The organism is Mycolicibacterium sarraceniae (assembly GCF_010731875.1).
Taxonomy (GTDB): domain Bacteria; phylum Actinomycetota; class Actinomycetes; order Mycobacteriales; family Mycobacteriaceae; genus Mycobacterium; species Mycobacterium sarraceniae.
Genome location: NZ_AP022595.1, coordinates 1,161,579 through 1,179,276, shown reverse-complemented (window position 1 = coordinate 1,179,276; position 17,698 = coordinate 1,161,579). Strand labels below are relative to the sequence as shown.

18 protein-coding genes and 2 pseudogenes are annotated in these 17,698 nt (G+C 65.5%); 13 read left to right on the top strand and 7 right to left on the bottom strand.

The features are described from left to right. The first annotated feature begins 319 nt into the window (after positions 1-319). Entirely contained in the window at positions 320-1,171 is an 852-nt protein-coding gene (locus G6N13_RS06175; protein ID WP_163695273.1) for a putative endonuclease domain-containing protein, read from the top strand. A 61-nt stretch (positions 1,172-1,232) separates the two neighbouring features. Here the strand turns inward: G6N13_RS06175 and G6N13_RS06170 are convergent, their stop codons facing one another. Together G6N13_RS06170 and G6N13_RS06165 are read right to left on the bottom strand one after the other, a co-directional pair. Continuing rightward, positions 1,233-1,943 (bottom strand): type 1 glutamine amidotransferase, encoded by a 711-nt coding sequence (locus tag G6N13_RS06170; RefSeq protein WP_407663878.1) that lies wholly within the window; start codon positions 1,941-1,943, stop codon positions 1,233-1,235. Then, positions 1,936-3,219, bottom strand: coding sequence for a Mur ligase family protein (locus tag G6N13_RS06165; protein ID WP_179965091.1), 1,284 nt, complete (start codon positions 3,217-3,219; stop codon positions 1,936-1,938). Before G6N13_RS06165 ends, G6N13_RS06170 begins: the two co-directional genes overlap by 8 nt. Positions 3,220-3,308: 89 nt before the next feature. Here G6N13_RS06165 and G6N13_RS06160 point away from each other — a divergent pair, with 89 nt between their 5' ends. Then, positions 3,309-4,298, top strand: a complete 990-nt coding sequence (locus tag G6N13_RS06160) for a DEDDh family exonuclease (protein WP_163695269.1) — start codon at positions 3,309-3,311, stop codon at positions 4,296-4,298. Positions 4,299-4,310: 12 nt separating this feature from the next. On the opposite strand, the gene G6N13_RS25835 is transcribed toward G6N13_RS06160, so the two are convergent. Then, complete coding sequence (locus G6N13_RS25835) at positions 4,311-4,517, bottom strand: hypothetical protein (RefSeq protein ID WP_163694275.1); 207 nt, start codon at positions 4,515-4,517, stop codon at positions 4,311-4,313. 6 nt (positions 4,518-4,523) lie between these two features. Here G6N13_RS25835 and G6N13_RS06150 point away from each other — a divergent pair. From G6N13_RS06150 to G6N13_RS06140, 3 genes and pseudogenes are all read left to right on the top strand, one after another. Further along, positions 4,524-5,045: pseudogene (locus tag G6N13_RS06150) on the top strand (EAL domain-containing protein). Positions 5,046-5,127: 82 nt separating this feature from the next. Then, positions 5,128-5,349, top strand: coding sequence for a hypothetical protein (locus tag G6N13_RS06145; protein ID WP_163695267.1), 222 nt, complete (start codon positions 5,128-5,130; stop codon positions 5,347-5,349). Between the two features lie 134 nt (positions 5,350-5,483). Beyond that, a complete protein-coding gene (locus G6N13_RS06140) occupies positions 5,484-5,660 on the top strand; it encodes a hypothetical protein (protein WP_163695265.1) in 177 nt (58 codons plus the stop codon). 35 nt (positions 5,661-5,695) lie between these two features. Here G6N13_RS06140 and G6N13_RS06135 read toward each other — a convergent pair whose 3' ends face one another. Then, positions 5,696-6,082, bottom strand: coding sequence for an SHOCT domain-containing protein (locus G6N13_RS06135; protein WP_163695263.1), 387 nt, complete (start codon positions 6,080-6,082; stop codon positions 5,696-5,698). A 10-nt stretch (positions 6,083-6,092) separates the two neighbouring features. Next, positions 6,093-7,928, bottom strand: coding sequence for a 2-isopropylmalate synthase (leuA, locus tag G6N13_RS06130; protein WP_407663877.1), 1,836 nt, complete (start codon positions 7,926-7,928; stop codon positions 6,093-6,095). A 752-nt stretch (positions 7,929-8,680) separates the two neighbouring features. Here leuA and G6N13_RS06125 point away from each other — a divergent pair. Further along, positions 8,681-9,419: pseudogene (locus tag G6N13_RS06125) on the top strand (transposase). Positions 9,420-9,720: 301 nt separating this feature from the next. Beyond that, complete coding sequence (locus G6N13_RS06120) at positions 9,721-10,164, top strand: hypothetical protein (RefSeq protein WP_163695261.1); 444 nt, start codon at positions 9,721-9,723, stop codon at positions 10,162-10,164. On the opposite strand, the gene G6N13_RS06115 is transcribed toward G6N13_RS06120, so the two are convergent. Next, a complete protein-coding gene (locus G6N13_RS06115) occupies positions 10,108-10,752 on the bottom strand; it encodes a nitroreductase family protein (RefSeq protein WP_163695259.1) in 645 nt (214 codons plus the stop codon). The genes G6N13_RS06120 and G6N13_RS06115 overlap by 57 nt on opposite strands. An 89-nt stretch (positions 10,753-10,841) precedes the next feature. Here G6N13_RS06115 and G6N13_RS06110 point away from each other — a divergent pair, with 89 nt between their 5' ends. From G6N13_RS06110 to G6N13_RS06100, 3 genes are read left to right on the top strand one after another with little or no spacing between them, the layout of a single operon-like run. Continuing rightward, entirely contained in the window at positions 10,842-12,107 is a 1,266-nt protein-coding gene (locus tag G6N13_RS06110) for an aspartate kinase (RefSeq protein ID WP_163695257.1), read from the top strand. A gap of 2 nt (positions 12,108-12,109) precedes the next feature. Continuing rightward, complete coding sequence (locus G6N13_RS06105) at positions 12,110-13,156, top strand: aspartate-semialdehyde dehydrogenase (RefSeq protein ID WP_163695255.1); 1,047 nt, start codon at positions 12,110-12,112, stop codon at positions 13,154-13,156. 51 nt (positions 13,157-13,207) lie between these two features. Further along, a complete protein-coding gene (locus G6N13_RS06100; RefSeq protein ID WP_163695253.1) occupies positions 13,208-14,323 on the top strand; it encodes a DUF4185 domain-containing protein in 1,116 nt (371 codons plus the stop codon). On the opposite strand, the gene G6N13_RS06095 is transcribed toward G6N13_RS06100, so the two are convergent. Then, positions 14,310-14,528: a hypothetical protein gene (locus G6N13_RS06095; protein WP_163695252.1), complete on the bottom strand. Its 219-nt coding sequence runs from the start codon at positions 14,526-14,528 to the stop codon at positions 14,310-14,312. The two genes, G6N13_RS06100 and G6N13_RS06095, sit on opposite strands and share 14 nt — an antisense overlap. A 773-nt stretch (positions 14,529-15,301) precedes the next feature. Here G6N13_RS06095 and G6N13_RS06090 point away from each other — a divergent pair. From G6N13_RS06090 to G6N13_RS06080, 3 genes are all read left to right on the top strand, one after another. Next, positions 15,302-16,750 (top strand): catalase, encoded by a 1,449-nt coding sequence (locus G6N13_RS06090; RefSeq protein ID WP_163695251.1) that lies wholly within the window; start codon positions 15,302-15,304, stop codon positions 16,748-16,750. A gap of 105 nt (positions 16,751-16,855) precedes the next feature. Beyond that, positions 16,856-17,023 (top strand): OsmC family protein, encoded by a 168-nt coding sequence (locus G6N13_RS24900; protein WP_407663876.1) that lies wholly within the window; start codon positions 16,856-16,858, stop codon positions 17,021-17,023. Positions 17,024-17,027: 4 nt separating this feature from the next. After that, entirely contained in the window at positions 17,028-17,678 is a 651-nt protein-coding gene (locus tag G6N13_RS06080) for a sensor domain-containing protein (RefSeq protein ID WP_163695249.1), read from the top strand. The last annotated feature ends 20 nt before the right edge of the window (positions 17,679-17,698 follow it).

The following is a 17,698-nucleotide window of genomic DNA, read 5'->3' as shown; positions in this document are numbered from 1 at the left end:
ATGTTCGGCTGAACTGTGGGGCCTGTCTCGACGGCGCCGGTTCGGGCCTCGAGCTCTCCATGGCCTTCCAGCCGATCTTCGATACTGGTGCCAAGGAGATTCACGCACACGAAGCGCTGGTCCGAGGTGGAAGCGACGCAGGCGTACGGGTTTCCGATCGACCGCATAGTTTCGAGTTCAACGAGATCAACGTCCACCTTTTCCAGGGCGACCATGCACGTACACTCGCGAGATTGAACTCACGTAAGGGGTTACTCGCACTTTCTCTGCATCAGTTCAATCTGGGTGAATTGTCAGTGGCCACGCCGATGATGACCCGATGGGTGAGGCTTTCATTGGCAGCGAAGCACTGGCGAGCGGTGCCCTGACCCGACACGAGCTGGCGCGATTCCACGACAGGCTTCTGCCCGATGTTTACCGTGCTCGCGGAAAGCCTCTCTCGTTGCGCGAACGCACTGCCGCCGCTTGGTTGTGGTCGCGACGGCGAGCCGTCATTGCCGGTGCCGCTGCGGCGGCCTTGCACGGTTCACAATGGGTGGACGGTGACGAACCGGTTGAGTTGATTTGGAACAACGGGCGCTCACCGGCTGGGCTCATCGTTCGCAACGAGGCGCTCGATGATGACGAGGTCACTCGGGTGTCGGGCCTTCCCGTCACCACGGTCGCCCGGACGGCTTACGACCTCGGTCGGCACCTTCCCCGGGATAGGGCGATCCCTCGGCTGGACGCACTGTCTCGCGCGATCTGCTTTTCGCGTGAAGACGTATTGCTCATTGCCAAAAGGCATCTCAATGCGCGCGGGCTTCGCCGGCTCCGCGAAGCGCTGCCCTTGGTTGACCGCGGCGCGGCATCGCCGAAGGAAACGTGGCTGCGGTTGTTGCTCATCGACGCGGGCATTCCCGTCCCCACCACTCAGATACCGGTTCAAAACACGTGGGGCCTGATCGCGATGCTCGATATGGGCTGGGAGGAGTTCATGGTGGCGGCTGAATACGACGGCGATCTGCATCGGACTGACCGCGGCCGCTATGCCTGGGATCGAAAGCGGGCGCGCCTGGTCGCTGGGATGGGATGGAAGGTGGTGAGCGTCATCAAGGAAGACAACCCGGCGGATGTGATCGCCCGAGTGCGTGCTGCCCTGACTTCACGTGGATGGCGTGCGCGAGATTGAACTCACGCAGAGGGTCACTCGCACTTTCACTGCATGAGTTCAATGTCGGCGTAATGAAGGATTACGCGCGCCGGGGCGCGACGAGTCGTTCGCGACGCAGCCGTTCGACCTCGGTCAGCTCCAACGGCTCCAGCGGCCCGACCACACGCGCTAACAACAGGTCGGCCAGCTCGGGATTGCGTGCCAGGCACGGGCCGTGCAGGTAAGTCGCCACCACGCTGCCTTGGACAGCGCCGTCGTACCCGTCCCCCGCGCGATTACCCGCGCCCTTGACCACCGCCGCCAACGGCCGGGCGTCCGGGCCCAAAACCGTTCCACCGCGGTGATTTTCGAATCCAGTCAGCGGCGACGTCATACCGTCCAACAACGGCGTGGACACCACTTCGCCGATGGTTCGGCTGGCCTGTGGAGACGTCGTCACATCCAGCAGGCCGACCCCCTCGACCCGCTCGCCGGCCGACGTCTCATACCAGTGGCCCAGCACCTGGATCGCCGCGCAGATCGCCAGCACTGGAGCACCACGGGCGACGGCCCGCTGTAAGCCCTGATGTGTCAGAAGGTGTTTGGTGGCCAACCGCTGCGCGTAGTCCTCGGCGCCGCCGAGGGTGTAGAGGTCCAGCGAGTCGGGCACCGGGTCGGATAGCGTGATTTCGACAATATCGGCGTCAATCCCGCGCAGCCGCAGGCGCTGCCGCAACACGACGGCATTGCCGCCGTCACCGTAGGTCCCCATCACGTCGGGCAGCACCAGCCCAATCTGAATCTCAGCCATCGCCATTACCCCGAGTCGCTGCGCTCCACCCCGCCGGACCCATCCGCCCCAGCGTCCGCGTCAGCGCAAGGAACGCGGTGTAGTTCGCCACCACCTCGACATGTCCCTTCGGGCAGGACACAATCGCGTCAATGGTGTTGTGCACCAACGTGTGCGGCACACCTGCGTAGCCCAGCCGCACCGCCAGGTCGGTTCCCCGCTCGCCGGCAGCGACAACAGGGACACCGTCGAAATGCTCGAAGTTGACATCCCAGAGCCAGGACAGGTCTTCGCCGTCGGGCACCTGGCCGTTGACCGATATCACCACGCCCTGCGCGGTTATGTCGACCATCGAGAGCGCTTCCTGCCAACCGGCCGGGTTCTTGGCCAGCAGGATGCGGGCGGTGTGCTCACCCACCGGCACGGTCTGGTATCGGCCGGCGACCTCATCGACCCCGGAGACGGCGGCCACCGCGGCGGCAGCATCCGCCCCCAGGGCCACCGCGGCGGCCACTGCCTGAGTAGCGTTGCCCCGGTTGACCTTTCCCGGCAGTGACAGCCGCATCGGCAGCTCCAAGCCGTTCGGCCCATAGATGTTCGTGTCGTCGTACCACCACTGCGGGCTCGGCCGCTTGAAATCCGTACCCGTTGAGTACCAGTGCAAATGGTCGCGGACGATGATCTCGCCGCTGCGCGGGCAGCTGACCGAGTCGTTGGCCCAGCCACCGCCGGCAGCCACCCACACCACTCGAGGACTGTCGTAGGCCGCCGACGTCATCAGAACGTCGTCGCAGTTGGCGACGATGATCGCATCGGGGTGCCTGGCGAGCCCGGCGCGCAGGGTCCGCTCGATGTGGTTGATCTCACCCACCCGGTCGAGCTGATCACGTGACAGATTCAGCAGCACGATCACCGCGGGGTTCACCGCGTCGGCGACATGCGGGACGTGCATCTCGTCGACCTCGAGCGCGGCCAACGACGCCTGACGGGAGCCGGCCAGCGCGGCCACCAGCCCGGCGTCCATATTGGCCCCCTCGGCATTGGTGGCGACCGGACCGAGCGTGGCGAGGGCCGCGGCCGTCATGCGGGTGGTGGTGGACTTGCCGTTTGTGCCGGTCACGACGACAGTGCAACGCCCGCTGCCGAGCTGACCCAGGATCGAGCGATCCAGGGTCATCGCGACAAGGCCGCCGATCATGGCGCCCGCGCCGCGGCCAGTGGCCCGGGAAGCCCAGCGCGCGGCGGAACCGGCGGCCAAGGCGGCGCGCCCCCGCAGTGTCATCGTTGGCTTGGGCATTGGGACGGAGTTTATTCAAAGATGAGCAGCTCGGCCGACACGGATTCGATGTCCCGGGCACTGTCGGACCTGCGTGCCATCCTGACTGTGTGAGCTACACCTGGGGTCGACCTGCCCGCGAGCCGGCCGATGGGTGGGTCGTGGTCGACGTCGAGACCTCGGGTTTCCGGCCCGGCCACGCCCGGATCATCAGCCTGGCTGCCCTGGCGCTGGACCCCGAGGGCCGCGTCGAACACTCCGTCGTCAGCCTGCTCAACCCCGGCGTCGATCCCGGCCCCACTCATATCCACGGCCTCACTTCCGAGATGCTGGAAGACCAGCCGACCTTCGCCGATATCGCCCCCGATGTCATCGAACTGCTGCACGGTCGCACCTTGGTGGCCCACAACGTGGCCTTCGACTACGCATTCCTGTCCAGTGAGGCCGAGCTGGCCGAAACCGCACTGCCGGTCGACACCGTCATGTGCACCGTCGAGCTCGCCCGCCGTCTCGACCTGGGCTTGGAGAACTTGCGGTTGGAGACCCTGGCACGGCACTGGGGGGTGCCACAGACCCGCGCGCACGACGCTTTCGACGACGCGCTGGTGCTGTCCCAGGTGCTGGCCCCGGCGCTGCAGCGGGCCCGCGAACGGGAGGTGTGGTTGCCGGTGCGGCCCGCGACCCGGCGCCGCTGGCCCAACGGCCGGGTGACGCACGATGAGCTGCGGCCGCTGAAGATGATGGCCTCCCGGATGCCGTGCCCGTACCTGAACCCCGGGCCATACCGCCGGGGTGGCCCGCTGGTCCAGGGCATGCGCGTCGCGCTGTCGGCCGAGGTGGATCGCACCCACGAGGAACTCGTCGAGCGGATCATCCACGCCGGGCTCGCCTACGCCGACGCCGTCGACCCGCAGACCTCCCTAGTGATCTGCAACCAGCAGACACCCGAGCAGGGCAAGGGCTACCTGGCGCGAGAGCTCGGCGTGCCGGTGGTGTCCGACCGGCAGTTCATGGCCTCCGTCGCGACAGTGGCCAACGGCACCGGGATGGACGAGTTCGCGCCTTCGGTTGACCAGGGTCAACAGTTCGCGCTGTTCTGACAGTTCACTTCGTTAGCATCCCCCCTGGGTGGTGATGGCAGTGGAGGATCGCACGGTCATGGCGCGATCGACTTTGCCGACCTTGTCTTCAGCTATCTTCTTGCTCCGGCATTTACCTTCCGGTGGGGCGGCGACAACATCGTTGGGAAATGTTGCGGAGCCATCCGCGCCTGAAAGTGCTTCGGCCAGCGGCATTTTTTGCCCCGCATCCTGCGCCACGGGTTGATGCGTCCGGTGACCGATCTGGTTGTCAAGAAGGTGCTCGATGATGCAGCCCGGTGGATGGCGATGGGGCTGGATGTCCCTGTCGCAGTCAATCTGTTCGCACCGCTGCTCCGCGACCTCCAACTGCGCGAGGCGGTGAGTAGTGTTCTGCGGGAACGTGATCTCCCGGCCCGGATACTGACCATCGAGATCACCGAGGATCTGGTCTTCGACGAGGTGGGCCGGGCAACCGGGGTGCTGCAACAACTGCGCGACGACGGCGTCCGGATCGCCATCGATGACTTCGGCAGCGGCTATTCAGCTTTGAGTTAGCTGCGTGATCTGCCGATCGGCGACGTGAAATTCGACCGCCATTTCATCGCGTCGGTTGCCGCCGACGACCGGGCTGCCGCTGTGGTCAGCGCGGTCATCGAACTGAATCACAATCTCGGGATCACGGTGGTCGCCGAGACCGCGGCATGGCTCAGCAAGCGCCGCAACACCCTTAGTGTGCTCAATGCTGACCCTTTGAGCCTCCTGTAAGTGTCTGGCCAACACCCTGAGGTTTATGTGAAATCGAAATATGTTGGCGTAGCTTGATGTTGGGCCCACTGACAATATTTTGTTGACAGAAGGCAGTTGGGATATGAAAAAAGTACTTGCCGCGACCGTTGGGGCGGCGGCCATCGTTCTGCTCGCGATATTCGCCGTCACCGCCGCTGTCAGCGGTTCCACGTTGAACCGCACCTCTGCTGATTCCGGGCAGGAATCGAAATTCCCCACGCCCACCCCACCGTCGCCGGCCCTGGTGTCGGGCGCCGTGACCACGACGTCGGCGACCGGCTAGCACTCGCCGACGTCCTAACATCCGCTGCGGCCGTAGAGCCCATCCACGCCGGCCGTAGTGCGCTGGCGAGAGCTTAATGCCGCTGGAGGCTTCCGCCGTCGTATGTCGCACACACTGCACTGGAGCACGCCGCCATGAAAACGGGCGCAATGATCCTGGCCTCCGCCGGCGATACCCCACCTGAGCGGGTTGACCAACTCACTCGGCCGCTCAACGGGCTGGCGTTCAGCAACCTCAGCATCGGTCAGCCCGGCGGGAATGTCCCAGCCGGGCTGACCGATGGTGTGCTCGATTCGGTGTCGACGACCTAATTTTGCAGGTCGCTTCGCGTTCCTGACCGCCGGCCCTAGCTCAGGGCCTTGGCCTTCAGCGACTCGAACTCCTGCTGCGAGATCGTTCCCGCATCCAACAACTGCTTGGCATGCTCGATCTCCTGCGCGGGTGAACGCCCGGCAGCATCCCGGATGTACTCGTCGGTCTGCTGTTTGGCGGCCAGCGCGGCGTCGCGAGCGCGTTGGGTCATACCCTTACCGCGCGCGATCAGGTAGATCAACGCGGTCAGCCAGGGGAACGCGATCAGGAAAATCACCCATACGGCTTTGGCCCAGCCGGATGTGGTGTGATCACGCCAGAATAGGTCCACGAGGATCTGGAACAACACCAGCAAGTACGCGATCCAGGCGAAGATGATCAGGAAGTGCCAGAGGAAATCCCATGTCGAACCCCAGTCCATCGCCTGCTCCTTAAATCGTTGGGATAGCGCCGATTCGCGCGGCGCGGTTCACCGCTGAGACTACCGCCCGCAGTGATGCCGTTGTGATCGAAGTGGCGATGCCGACGCCCCATACCGTGCGCCCACCGATCGACGCCTCGACGTACGCCGCCGCAGCGGCCTCCTCGCCGGCCGACATGGCGTGTTCGGAGTAATCCAGCACGCTGATGTCGAATCCTACGGTGCCCAGCGCGTCGACGAACGCGGCCAGCGGTCCGTTGCCGTTGCCGTTGATCTCGGTCTCGACTCCGTCGATCTTCACGACAGCTTCGATGACGTCGGTGCCACCGTCGACTTCAGCGCCCACCACCTTCTGCCGGATGCGCTCCAAAGGCGTTATGGGCGAGAGGTATTCGTCGGCGAACGTGTCCCACATCTCCTTGGGCGACACCTCGCCTCCCTCACCATCGGTGATGGCTTGGATCGCCCGAGAGAACTCGATCTGCAGCCGACGCGGTAGCACCAGCCCGTGATCGGCCTTCATGATGTAGGCCACCCCGCCCTTGCCGGACTGTGAGTTCACCCGGATCACGGCTTCGTAGGTTCGGCCGACATCCTTGGGGTCGATCGGCAGATACGGCACCTGCCACGGGATGTCATCAACATCGGAGCCAACGCCGTCCGCAGCGACTTTCATCGCGTCCAGGCCCTTGTTGATCGCGTCCTGGTGGCTGCCTGAGAACGCGGTGTACACCAGATCGCCACCGTAGGGGTGACGTTCGTGCACGGGCAGCTGGTTGCAGTACTCGACGGTACGGCGGATCTCGTCGATGTTGGAGAAGTCGATCTGCGGATCCACCCCACGGGAGAACTGGTTCAGTCCCAGCGTCACCAGACACACGTTGCCGGTGCGCTCACCATTGCCGAAGAGGCAGCCCTCGATGCGGTCGGCGCCTGCCTGATAGCCCAATTCGGCTGCCGCAACAGCGGTTCCGCGGTCGTTGTGCGGATGCAGGCTCAGGATGATCGAGTCGCGTGGCGTCAGGTGCCGATGCATCCACTCGATCGAGTCGGCGTACACGTTGGGAGTGGCCATCTCCACGGTGGCGGGCAGGTTGACGATCAGAGGCACCTCGGGAGTGGGATTCACGATGGCGGCGACGGCGTTACACACCTCGACGGCGTAGTCCAGTTCGGTGCCGGTGTAGGACTCGGGGGAGTACTCGAAGCGCCACTGGGTGCCGGGATACTTCGCTGCCTCCGCGACGCACAGGCGGGCGCCGTCGGTGGCGATCTTCTTGACTTCCGCACGGCCGGCGCGGAATACGACCCGGCGCTGCAGGATCGACGTCGAGTTGTAGAAGTGCACGATCGCCCGCGGGGCCCCGGCGCAGGCCTCGAACGTGCGGGTGATCAATTCCGGGCGGCACTGGGTCAGTACCTGGATGGTGACATCGTCGGGGATGGCACCCTGCTCGATGATCTCGCGGACGAAGTCGTAGTCGGTCTGGCTCGCCGACGGGAAACCGACCTCAATCTCCTTGTAGCCCATGTTGACCAGCAGCTCGAACATGCGGCGCTTGCGGGCCGGGCTCATCGGGTCGATCAGCGCCTGGTTGCCGTCGCGCAGGTCGACCGCGCACCACAGGGGTGCGTGCTCGATGACTTTGTCTGGCCAGGTGCGATCCGGCAGGGTGACCGGCTCTACTTCCTGGGCGAACGATCGGTAGCGATCGACCGGCATCGAGGAGGCGCGCTGGGTGTTCCAGGACGGCTGGCCGTCACGGCGAGGGCCGGCTGGGGTCTTGATGGTGCGGGCAGATACGTAGGCATCCACAGATTCGATGGACGATTTCTGAGTGGTCACGATTGGGCTCCGGGGGTCTTGGGTTGGACTTCAGACCGGCGCATCGCGAAAACCCGCGACGGGAGGCCAGTCTGGATCAGACCCCGTCGCGGCGTCCGAGAAGGAGCACCCGCTGCACAGTGTCGTACTGTACTCCCGACCCGCCAGCTGGCCAAAAGTCGATGTGACGAATGTGCGAGTTCAAACAGCTGGACCCCGAGAGAATTCCGATAAGTGCACGCGGCATGTGGGTTGGGGTTCGTCGATCGGTGTCTGCGCTGGGTATCTGTGTCGCGTTGACAGCAGCGCGGCGGACGACCTGGAGGTGCCGCCGGACCGGATCGACCGGGCGATTCGGACCGCTGCGGTAGGCCCGCGATCAGCGCTCGGCAACGCCGCGACCGTTACCGCCATCGCGTTGCTCCGCCGCCACGGCGCAAGTCCCATCGACGCCGCTGTTCAGCCTGGCTTTCGGCCTGCTGAACCCCGGCCCCTCGGCTGATGCGTTCGGCCAGACCCGCCGGGTGAACGCGGACGCCAAGATTCAGAAAACTGATCGGGTTGCCAAACGGCCCAGTGCGGCGCGTAAACCGGCTGCGAGTAATCAGGACGCGACATCGTCACCGGGTAAGGGGCTCGGCGCCTGCGGCTAGCCCGGATTTTTCGTGGAATGTTGTGAGTTTTGGGGTGTAGATACGCGAAAGTGCCTGTCCTGCAGGGGATAATCGGACTTGTCTACGGTTCGATCAACCCATTGGGAAGGCACTTCGCAGGTGAAGAGTGTCGCGGTGGCATCACGGGTGGAAGTGTCGGCTGACGGCCAGGGTGTCGTGTCGCATGCTGGGATGGGCTTGCTGCGTGAGCTTGCCGATCTCACGGGCCTGTCCTTGCAGGTCACCGCGGTGACCGCCGATACCTACCGCGGCCGGTGGGTGTACGCCCCTGGTGAGGTGTTCGCCGATCTGGCGGCTGCGGTCGCCGACGGTGCGGACTGCATCGACGGTGTGGGACAGCTGTGTGGCGACCGTGAGCACGTGTTCGGCGCGAAGGCGTCGACCACCACGATGTGGCGATTGGTCGACGAGCGCATTGATGCCGCGCACCTGCCCGGGATCCGCACCGCCCGTGGTGTAGCCAGGGCAGCGGCGTGGGCCGCAGTCGCCGGCCTGGAACTACGGCACCGCCAACACGCCCGCGTCGCCGACCGCATCCGCGAACTCAAGAACACCGGCCTGCCTAACCTGCCGTGCCACGCCTTCGATGCCAACGCCGCCTGGTGTGGAAATCATCCTGACCGCCGCCGACCTGGTCACCTGGGCCCGACTGCTGGGCTTCACCACCCATCCCGAACTCGGCCGCGCCGAAATCAACACGTTCCGCTACCGGGTCCTGCACGTGGCCGCCCGCATCACCCACGGCGCACGACAACTGCGACTGCGCATCGATGCGACATGGCGCTGGGCAGCGATCATCGCCACCGCCTGGCAGACCATCCGCACAGCCTTCGACTGACACCGGATCAACCGATCCGTCGACCACGAAAGACCTACTGGCACTGGGAAAGCCCGCACCACCCGGCGACACGGGGCCATCAAACACGGCCCCACCACAAAACCCGGGTCCATCAACAAACCCCAGCCCCGACTCCCACCACCATCACCCTCGACGAAAAATCGAAGCTAGCCCGTCCGCTGACAAAGTCGACGCGATCGGCGGTTACGACGGTAGTCATTGAAGCGTGGTACCGCGTGCCGGTTGCTTGCGCGGGCCGGCCCGCGTTACACGTTCGCGCGCCCGGCTACGCTGGCTGACCATGCACCGACGACCGCGCTGGGTTCTCACGATCACGGTGGTGGTCATCGCGATTGGCGTCGCCATATGGTCGAAGTTCTTCGACGGGCCGCCGGAGAAGTGCAAGCCGGTGATCGACTTCTTGGACTACAGCCGGTCGCAAGCGCAAAAAATCGACTCCAAGGGTGGCGACGGGGTTCCGACGGTCGCCGAGGACACCGCGTACAAGGACTGGGCCGACGGCCTGGCCGAGCGGGCCCAGAAGGTGACCGATCCCGGCCTGGCGGCCCAGGCCACCGAGGTGGCCCAGCTGGCGAACCAGTTCGTCTCCGGGCTGCCGACGCTGCGGGCCCAAACCCGAGCGCGGGCGCCCGGCGCGCCGGCACCGCCCCAGGTCTACGAGATGTCGCTACTCAACGACAGGATCGTCGCCAAGCTCGGTGACTTGCGGAAAGAATGCTCCTGACCAGTTGAGCACGATCTGGTCCAGCGGCAGCCGCGCCCGCGGCCGGGCGTCGCGCTCGGTGATATCCGGGGCCACCTGCGCATAGTCACCCTGGGATCCGACCGCGACCACGGCCAGTGGGCGCGCATCGTCGGGCAGCTCGAACGCTTCGGCGGCACCGTCGGCGTCGAAGCCGGCCATCGGATGCGCGATCAGGCCGCGGGCCACCGCCTCGATCGACAGATTCGCGATCGCCGCACCCGCGTCCACCGCGGAATAGAGGGCGGTGCGATCGTCTTCGCCCTGATCGGCGCACACCAGGATCAGGGCGCCCGAAGCGCGGGCGTAGCTATTTCCCCGGCGGAGCAGGCCGGTGAGCGTGACGAACACCTCAGTGCCTCGCAGCCCGACCACGAACCGCACCGGCTGCCGATGTCCCCAGGTCGCGGCCCAGCGGGCCGCCTCCACAAGCGCGATTAGCTGCTCGGATGTGACCACCGCGTCGGGGTCGAAAGCGCGCGGGCTCCACCTGTCAGCGATCGGTGGGTGGATCGGCACCCGGGTCCGGGCGCGACGGTCGACGGGTTGGTCGGCGCGTTGGTCGGGCACGGCCGCGACGTTACCGCCGATCGGGGCGGGAAATGCAGGCGCTTGGACCCTTTATCCTTAGAGCCGACATTCGATCGAAAGGGACGACAGTGGCGCTCGTCGTGCAGAAGTACGGCGGATCCTCGGTGTCGGACGCCGACCGGATCCGGCGCGTCGCCGAGCGCATCGTCGAAACCAAGAAGGCCGGCAACGACGTCGTCGTCGTCGTCTCGGCGATGGGGGACACCACCGACGAACTGCTGGACCTCGCCAAACAGGTCTGCCCCGCGCCGCCCGCTCGTGAGCTGGACATGCTGCTGACCGCCGGCGAGCGAATCTCCAACGCGCTGGTCGCGATGGCCATCGAGTCATTGGGCGCCGAGGCCCGCAGCTTCACCGGATCGCAGGCCGGCGTCGTCACTACTGGCACCCACGGCAACGCCAAGATCATCGACGTCACCCCCACCCGGCTGCGGGCGGCGCTGGACGAGGGCAAGATCGTGCTGGTCGCCGGGTTCCAGGGCGTCAGCCAGGACACCAAGGACGTCACCACCCTGGGTCGCGGCGGCTCGGACACCACCGCCGTTGCGCTGGCCGCCGCCCTGCACGCCGACGTCTGCGAGATCTACACCGACGTCGACGGCATCTTCACCGCCGACCCGCGCATCGTGCCGAACGCGCACCGCCTGGACACCGTCAGCTTCGAGGAGATGCTCGAGATGGCGGCCTGCGGTGCCAAGGTGCTCATGCTTCGCTGCGTGGAATATGCCCGCCGCTACAACGTTCCGATTCATGTCCGGTCGTCGTATACCGACAAGCCCGGCACGATTGTCACTGGATCTATCGAGGACATTCCTATGGAAGACGCCATCCTGACCGGAGTTGCCCACGACCGCAGCGAGGCCAAGGTCACCGTTGTCGGTCTGCCGGACGTACCCGGTTATGCGGCCATGGTGTTCCGCGCGGTCGCCGATGCCGACGTCAACATCGACATGGTGCTGCAGAACATCTCCAAGGTTGAGGACGGTAAGACCGACATCACCTTCACCTGCCCGCGCGACATCGGCCCGACCGCGGTTGAGAAGCTCTCGGCGCTGCAGAACGAGATCGGCTTCACCAAGGTGCTCTACGACGACCACATCGGCAAGGTATCGCTGGTGGGCGCGGGCATGCGCAGCCACCCGGGTGTGACCGCGACGTTCTGTGAGACGCTGGCCAAGGTCGGGGTGAACATCGAGCTGATCTCGACCTCCGAGATCCGAATCTCGGTGCTGGTCAAGGATACTGAGCTGGACAAGGCGGTCGCCGCGCTGCACGAGGCGTTCGGTCTCGGCGGCGAGGAAGAGGCTGTCGTGTACGCCGGGACGGGGCGGTAGTTATGGTCAACATCGGTGTTGTGGGAGCCACCGGCCAGGTGGGCCAGGTGATGCGCACCCTGCTCGAAGAGCGCGACTTCCCGGTGACCAGTGTGCGGTTCTTCGCCTCGGCGCGCTCCGCGGGCAAAAAGCTACCGTTCCGCGGTCAGGAGATCGAGGTCGAGGACGCGGAGATCGCCGATCCTTCGGGCATCGACATCGCGCTGTTCTCGGCCGGCGCGACGATGTCGCGGGTGCAGGCGCCGCGGTTCGCCGCCGCCGGTGTGGTGGTCATCGACAACTCGTCGGCCTGGCGCAAAGACCCTGAGGTTCCGCTGGTGGTGTCGGAGGTCAATTTCGCGCGCGATGTCGGAAACCGCGCTCGGTCCCTGTCAAAAGGCATTATCGCCAACCCGAATTGCACCACCATGGCCGCCATGCCGGTGCTCAAGGTACTGCACGACGAGGCGCAGCTGGTGCGGATGATTGCCTCGACGTATCAGGCGGTCTCGGGCAGCGGCCTGGCCGGGGTCGACGAGCTGGCCACCCAGGCGCGCGCGGTGATCTCTCGCGCCGAGGAGCTGGTACACGACGGCTCCGCGCTGGACTACCCGGCGCCGGTGAAATATGTTGCGCCCATTGCGTTCAACGTGGTGCCGCTGGCCGGTTCGCTGGTCGACGACGGCTCCGGGGAGACCGACGAGGACCAGAAGCTGCGCAACGAAAGCCGCAAGATCCTCGGCATCCCCGATCTAGCGGTGTCCGGGACCTGCGTGCGAGTGCCGGTGTTCACCGGACACTCGCTGTCGATCAATGCTGAATTCGCCCAGCCGATTTCGCCTGCGCGCGCGGCTGAGCTGCTGGCCGGTGCGCCGGGGGTGACGCTGGTCGACGTGCCGACGCCGCTGGCCGCCGCCGGGGTGGACGACACCCTGGTCGGGCGGATCCGCCAAGATCCCGGCGTGCCCGACGAGCGAGGGCTGGCGTTGTTCCTCTCCGGGGACAACCTGCGAAAAGGCGCCGCACTCAACACCATTCAGATCGCTGAACTGCTGGCCGCCGAGCTCTGAAGCTGATTCCCCTTGCGCCGACACCGACGTTTGGGCGCGAAACTGCTAGTGGTGTGCGCCATTTCGTCGATCTGTTTGCTGGCGCTGGCGTTGGCTCCGGGCGCGGTCGCTGACCCACCTAACCCGGCGCCCGATCCGATTCTGGCGCCGCTGGCACCGGGTCAGGTGGTGCGCATCGGGCCGATCGCGGGCACCGGAACCCCGACCCGCGACTACGGCATCGGCGCCACCGACCTGTGCGAATTCATGGAATTCCCCACCGAATTGCTGCAGATCTGCGGTGACAGCTTCGCCGGGCAGGGCGTCGGATTCGGCGGCTGGTTCTCGCCGGTTGCCCTTCACGTGTCGGGCGACTCGGTCGCCGATCCAGACGGGGTGCGCTACACCGGGGTCACCGGCGTGGACAAGCCGTTGCTGGCCGACCCGACGCCAGCAGGATCCTCGCAGCTGCCGGCCGGCGTGGTGTCGATCAACCGGCAGAACTACCTGCTGGTGACCACCACCACGGATCTGGTGCCGCAGACCTCGCGGCTGGTGAAAGCTCAAGCCGGACAGGGTGGTTGGCAGACCATCGCCGGCTCGCAGCGCCCCGCGTCCTACGCCGGTGGGCGTCAGACGCAGATCAGCGGCTACTACAGCCCGATTCCCGCCCCGGATTCGCAGAGCGGCTGGGTGTACATCGTGGCCAACAATTTCGATCGGTCCTCTCCGGCGGTGCTGTACCGCGCCACCCCGGAGACCTTCACCGATCGCTCCCGATGGCAGGGCTGGGCGGCCGGTCCCGGTGGCGGCTGGAACACGACACCGACGCCGTTGTGGCCGGACAAGGTCGGCGAGATGAGTCTGCGTGAGGTCGACGGTAAGCCGGTGCTGTCCTATTTCAACGCCAGCACCGGCAACATGGAGATGCGGGTGGCCTACGATCCGACCGGTCTGGGCAGCGCGCCGGTGACGACGGTGGTGCAGGCCGACGGTTGGCCGGACCCGCCTGCGAGCCTGCCCGCGGCCGATGACAATCGACTCGCGCAGCCCTACGGGGGCTATATCTCGCCGGGTTCGACGCTCGAGGAGGTGCGGGTGTTCATCAGCCAGTGGAACACCGGGCCGCGCGACCAAGCGCCGTACCGGGTTCTGCAATTCGCGGTGAACCCTTTCAAGCCCTGGTGACAGGCTGCAGGAGCTTCGCCGTAACACGAACAAGTTGAATTTGAGCAACTCCGACCAGTACCACCGGCCACAACAATCCGGACGCCACTATGAGAGGGATGCGCATCCGGTCGTGCACGGAATCACCTGATTGAAGTGCCTCGGAGAATGCCCATGCCAGGAATGTGAACACCAGCATGCCGGTGAGATGGACCCAGACCAGCATCGCGCGTTCTCCTTCGAGGCAACCTAGGCAATATCGTCGCAAAGTTGGCTGATGCTGTCTAGGGCCACTACTGGCCCTGGCGGCATGACTACCTGCCCGGGCGGGGGTGCCTTTCATAGCCAACTCAAAGGCCGGACCTAGCCCGCACTAGGTGGCCGCCTCGGATGATGAAGTCATGACCGAAACACCCGAGCAGGCCGACGAGCCCGCAACCAGCCCTGTCGCGACCTTGCCGCAGCCACCGGAGTACGTGGTGCCTGTCCCCGTCGCCACTCGACCCAACCGGCTCTATCAGGCCGCCGCGTGGGTCGCCATCGTCGCCGGAACGATCTTTATCGTTGGCGCTGTGTTCTTCACCGGATTCGCCCTCGGACGCCACAGCGGACACGGCGGCGGCTGCCACCACCACAACAGGGGCGACGGTGACTCGCAGCAGTGGCAACACCGCGGCGGACCTGGTGGCCCCAGTGGCCCCAGTGGCCCCAGTGGCCCCGGTGGGCCCGGTGGGCCCGGTGGCCCCGTTGGCCCCGGTGGGCCTGGTGGCCCCGTTGGCCCCAGTGGGCCCGGTGGACCTGGCGCAGGTCCTGGATTCGCGCCGGCCGGCCCGGGTGGCACTGGCCCCGGTGCCACGCCAACTCCTCGTCCCTGACCTCTGCCCCGAGCTGCCCAGCGCCCTTCCCCCGGAGGGCGCTGGGCTTTCGGTGGTGATGGGACAGCGGTTGGCGGGTACTCGCTCCTCGGTCGGCCCACAGCCACAGAGAGGGGCGCAAAAAATGACAGAGAAATTCCTGACTACCGATGCCGGTGCGCCGGCCCCGAGTTTCGAACACTCCCTGACCGTCGGATCGGACGGCCCGATCCTGCTACAGGATCACTACTTGATCGAGCAGATGGCGAACTTCAACCGGGAGCGCATCCCGGAGCGTCAACCGCACGCCAAGGGCGGCGGAGCGTTCGGGGCCTTCGAGGTGACCCGGGACGTCAGCCAATTCACTCGAGCCGCGTTCCTGCAACCCGGTGCCAAGACCGAGATGGTGGCCAGGTTCTCCACGGTGGCCGGTGAGCGCGGCAGCCCAGACACCTGGCGGGACCCGCGGGGTTTCGCGCTGAAGTTCTACACCAGCGAGGGCAACTTCGACATGGTCGGCAACAACACTCCGGTGTTCTTCGTGCGCGATCCGATGAAATTCCAGAACTTCATTCGCAGCCAGAAGCGCATGGCCGCGAATAATCTTCGCGACCACAACATGCAGTGGGACTTCTGGACGTTATGTCCGGAGTCGGCACACCAGGTTGCCTACTTGATGGGTGATCGGGGCATCCCGAAGACGTGGCGCAACATGAATGGGTATTCCAGCCACACCTACAGCTGGCTCAACGCCGCCGGCGAATTGTTCTGGGTGAAGTACCACTTCAAGACCGACCAGGGCATCGACTACCTCAGCCAGGAGGATGCCGACCGGCTGGCAGGCGAAGACGGCGACTATCACCAGCGCGACCTCTTCAACTCGATTGAGGACGGCGACTTCCCGAGCTGGACGCTGCACGTCCAGATCATGCCGTTCGAGGACGCCAAGACCTACCGATTCAACCCGTTCGACCTGACCAAGGTGTGGCCGCACAGCGACTACCCCCTGCATGAGGTCGGCCGAATGACGTTGAACCGCAACGTCGTCGACTACCACGCCCAGATGGAGCAGGCCGCTTTCGAGCCGAACAACATCGTGTCAGGGACCGGCTTGAGCCCGGACAAGATGCTGCTGGCGCGCGGATTCTCGTACTCCGACGCGCATCGTCACCGGCTCGGCGTGAACTACCGGCAGATCCCGGTCAACGAGCCGCACGTCGAAGTGAACGCCTATTCCAAGGACGGTGCGATGCGCATCCGCAATGCCCCCGACCCGGTGTATGCACCGAACTCGATGGGCGGTCCGGAAGCCGATCCCGCGCGGGCTGCAGAGGTGCACTGGGTCTGTGATGGCGACATGGTCCGTAGCGCGTATGCGCTTCGCCCAGATGACGACGATTGGGGCCAAGCCGGCACCTTGGTCCGGGAGGTTCTCGACGATGCCGCTCGAGATCGTCTCGTGCACAACATCATCGGGCATGTGTCCGACGGTGTGAAGGAGCCGGTGTTGTCCCGCGTGTTCGAGTACTGGCGCAACGTCGACGCCGATCTCGGTGAAAAAGTCGAAGAAGGAGTGCGCGGCAAGGCCGAATAGCGGCCACCGAAATCGACGTGCGGGTTGTGATTGCTGATGTTTCACGACCCTCATGTCGATCTCGCGACCGAATCACCCCGCGCATCGGCTGGCATGATCGATTCCATGAAGATCGAGGTCATCTACACCGCGGAGTCCACGGCCAGCGGCGGGGGACGCGACGGTGTGGAGCAGGCGCAGGCCGAGGAGCTGATGGACAAAGCACACCGGGTGTGTCCGTACTCCAAAGCCACCCGGGGCACTATCGACGTCACGCTGACTGCCAAGGTCTGAGGCGATGCGCAGCACTGTTGCGGCGGCGGTCGCGTTGGCCGCCGGTGTCACCGGTTTCGGCACGGCCGTTCCGGCTCAGGCCCGTCCGTCGGATCCGGGTGTGGTGTCCTACGCAGTGCTGAGCAAGGGGTCCGTCGGCAATATCGTCGGCGCCCCGATGACCTGGGAAGCGGTGAACACCGATCCGGTCCAGGCGTACTGGGTGGACCTGCCCGTCTGCAATAACTGGGCCGATGTCGGGCTGCCTGAGGTGTACCTCGATCCCGACCTCGCGTCATTCAACAGTGCGGTGACCCAGACCTCGGCGACCGACCAGAACCACCTGGTCAAGCAGGCCATCGGGGTGTTCGCCACCGCCGACGCCGCCACCCGGGCCTTCCACCGCATCACCGACCGCACCATCGGGTGCGCAGGTCAGACCACGGCCATGCACCTCGATGACGGCACCACGCAGGTGTGGTCGTTCGGTGGTGTCGCACCCACCGCCACCGACGCGGTGTGGGTCAAACAAGAAGCGGGTACTGATCGCCGGTGCTTCACCCAGACCCGGCTGCGGGAAAACGTGCTGCTGCAGGCCAAGGTCTGCCAGGCCGGGAATGGCGGGCCCGCGGTCAATGTTCTGGCCGGCGCCATGCAGAACACCCTGGGTCAATAGTCAGGTCACCAATGCGTAAG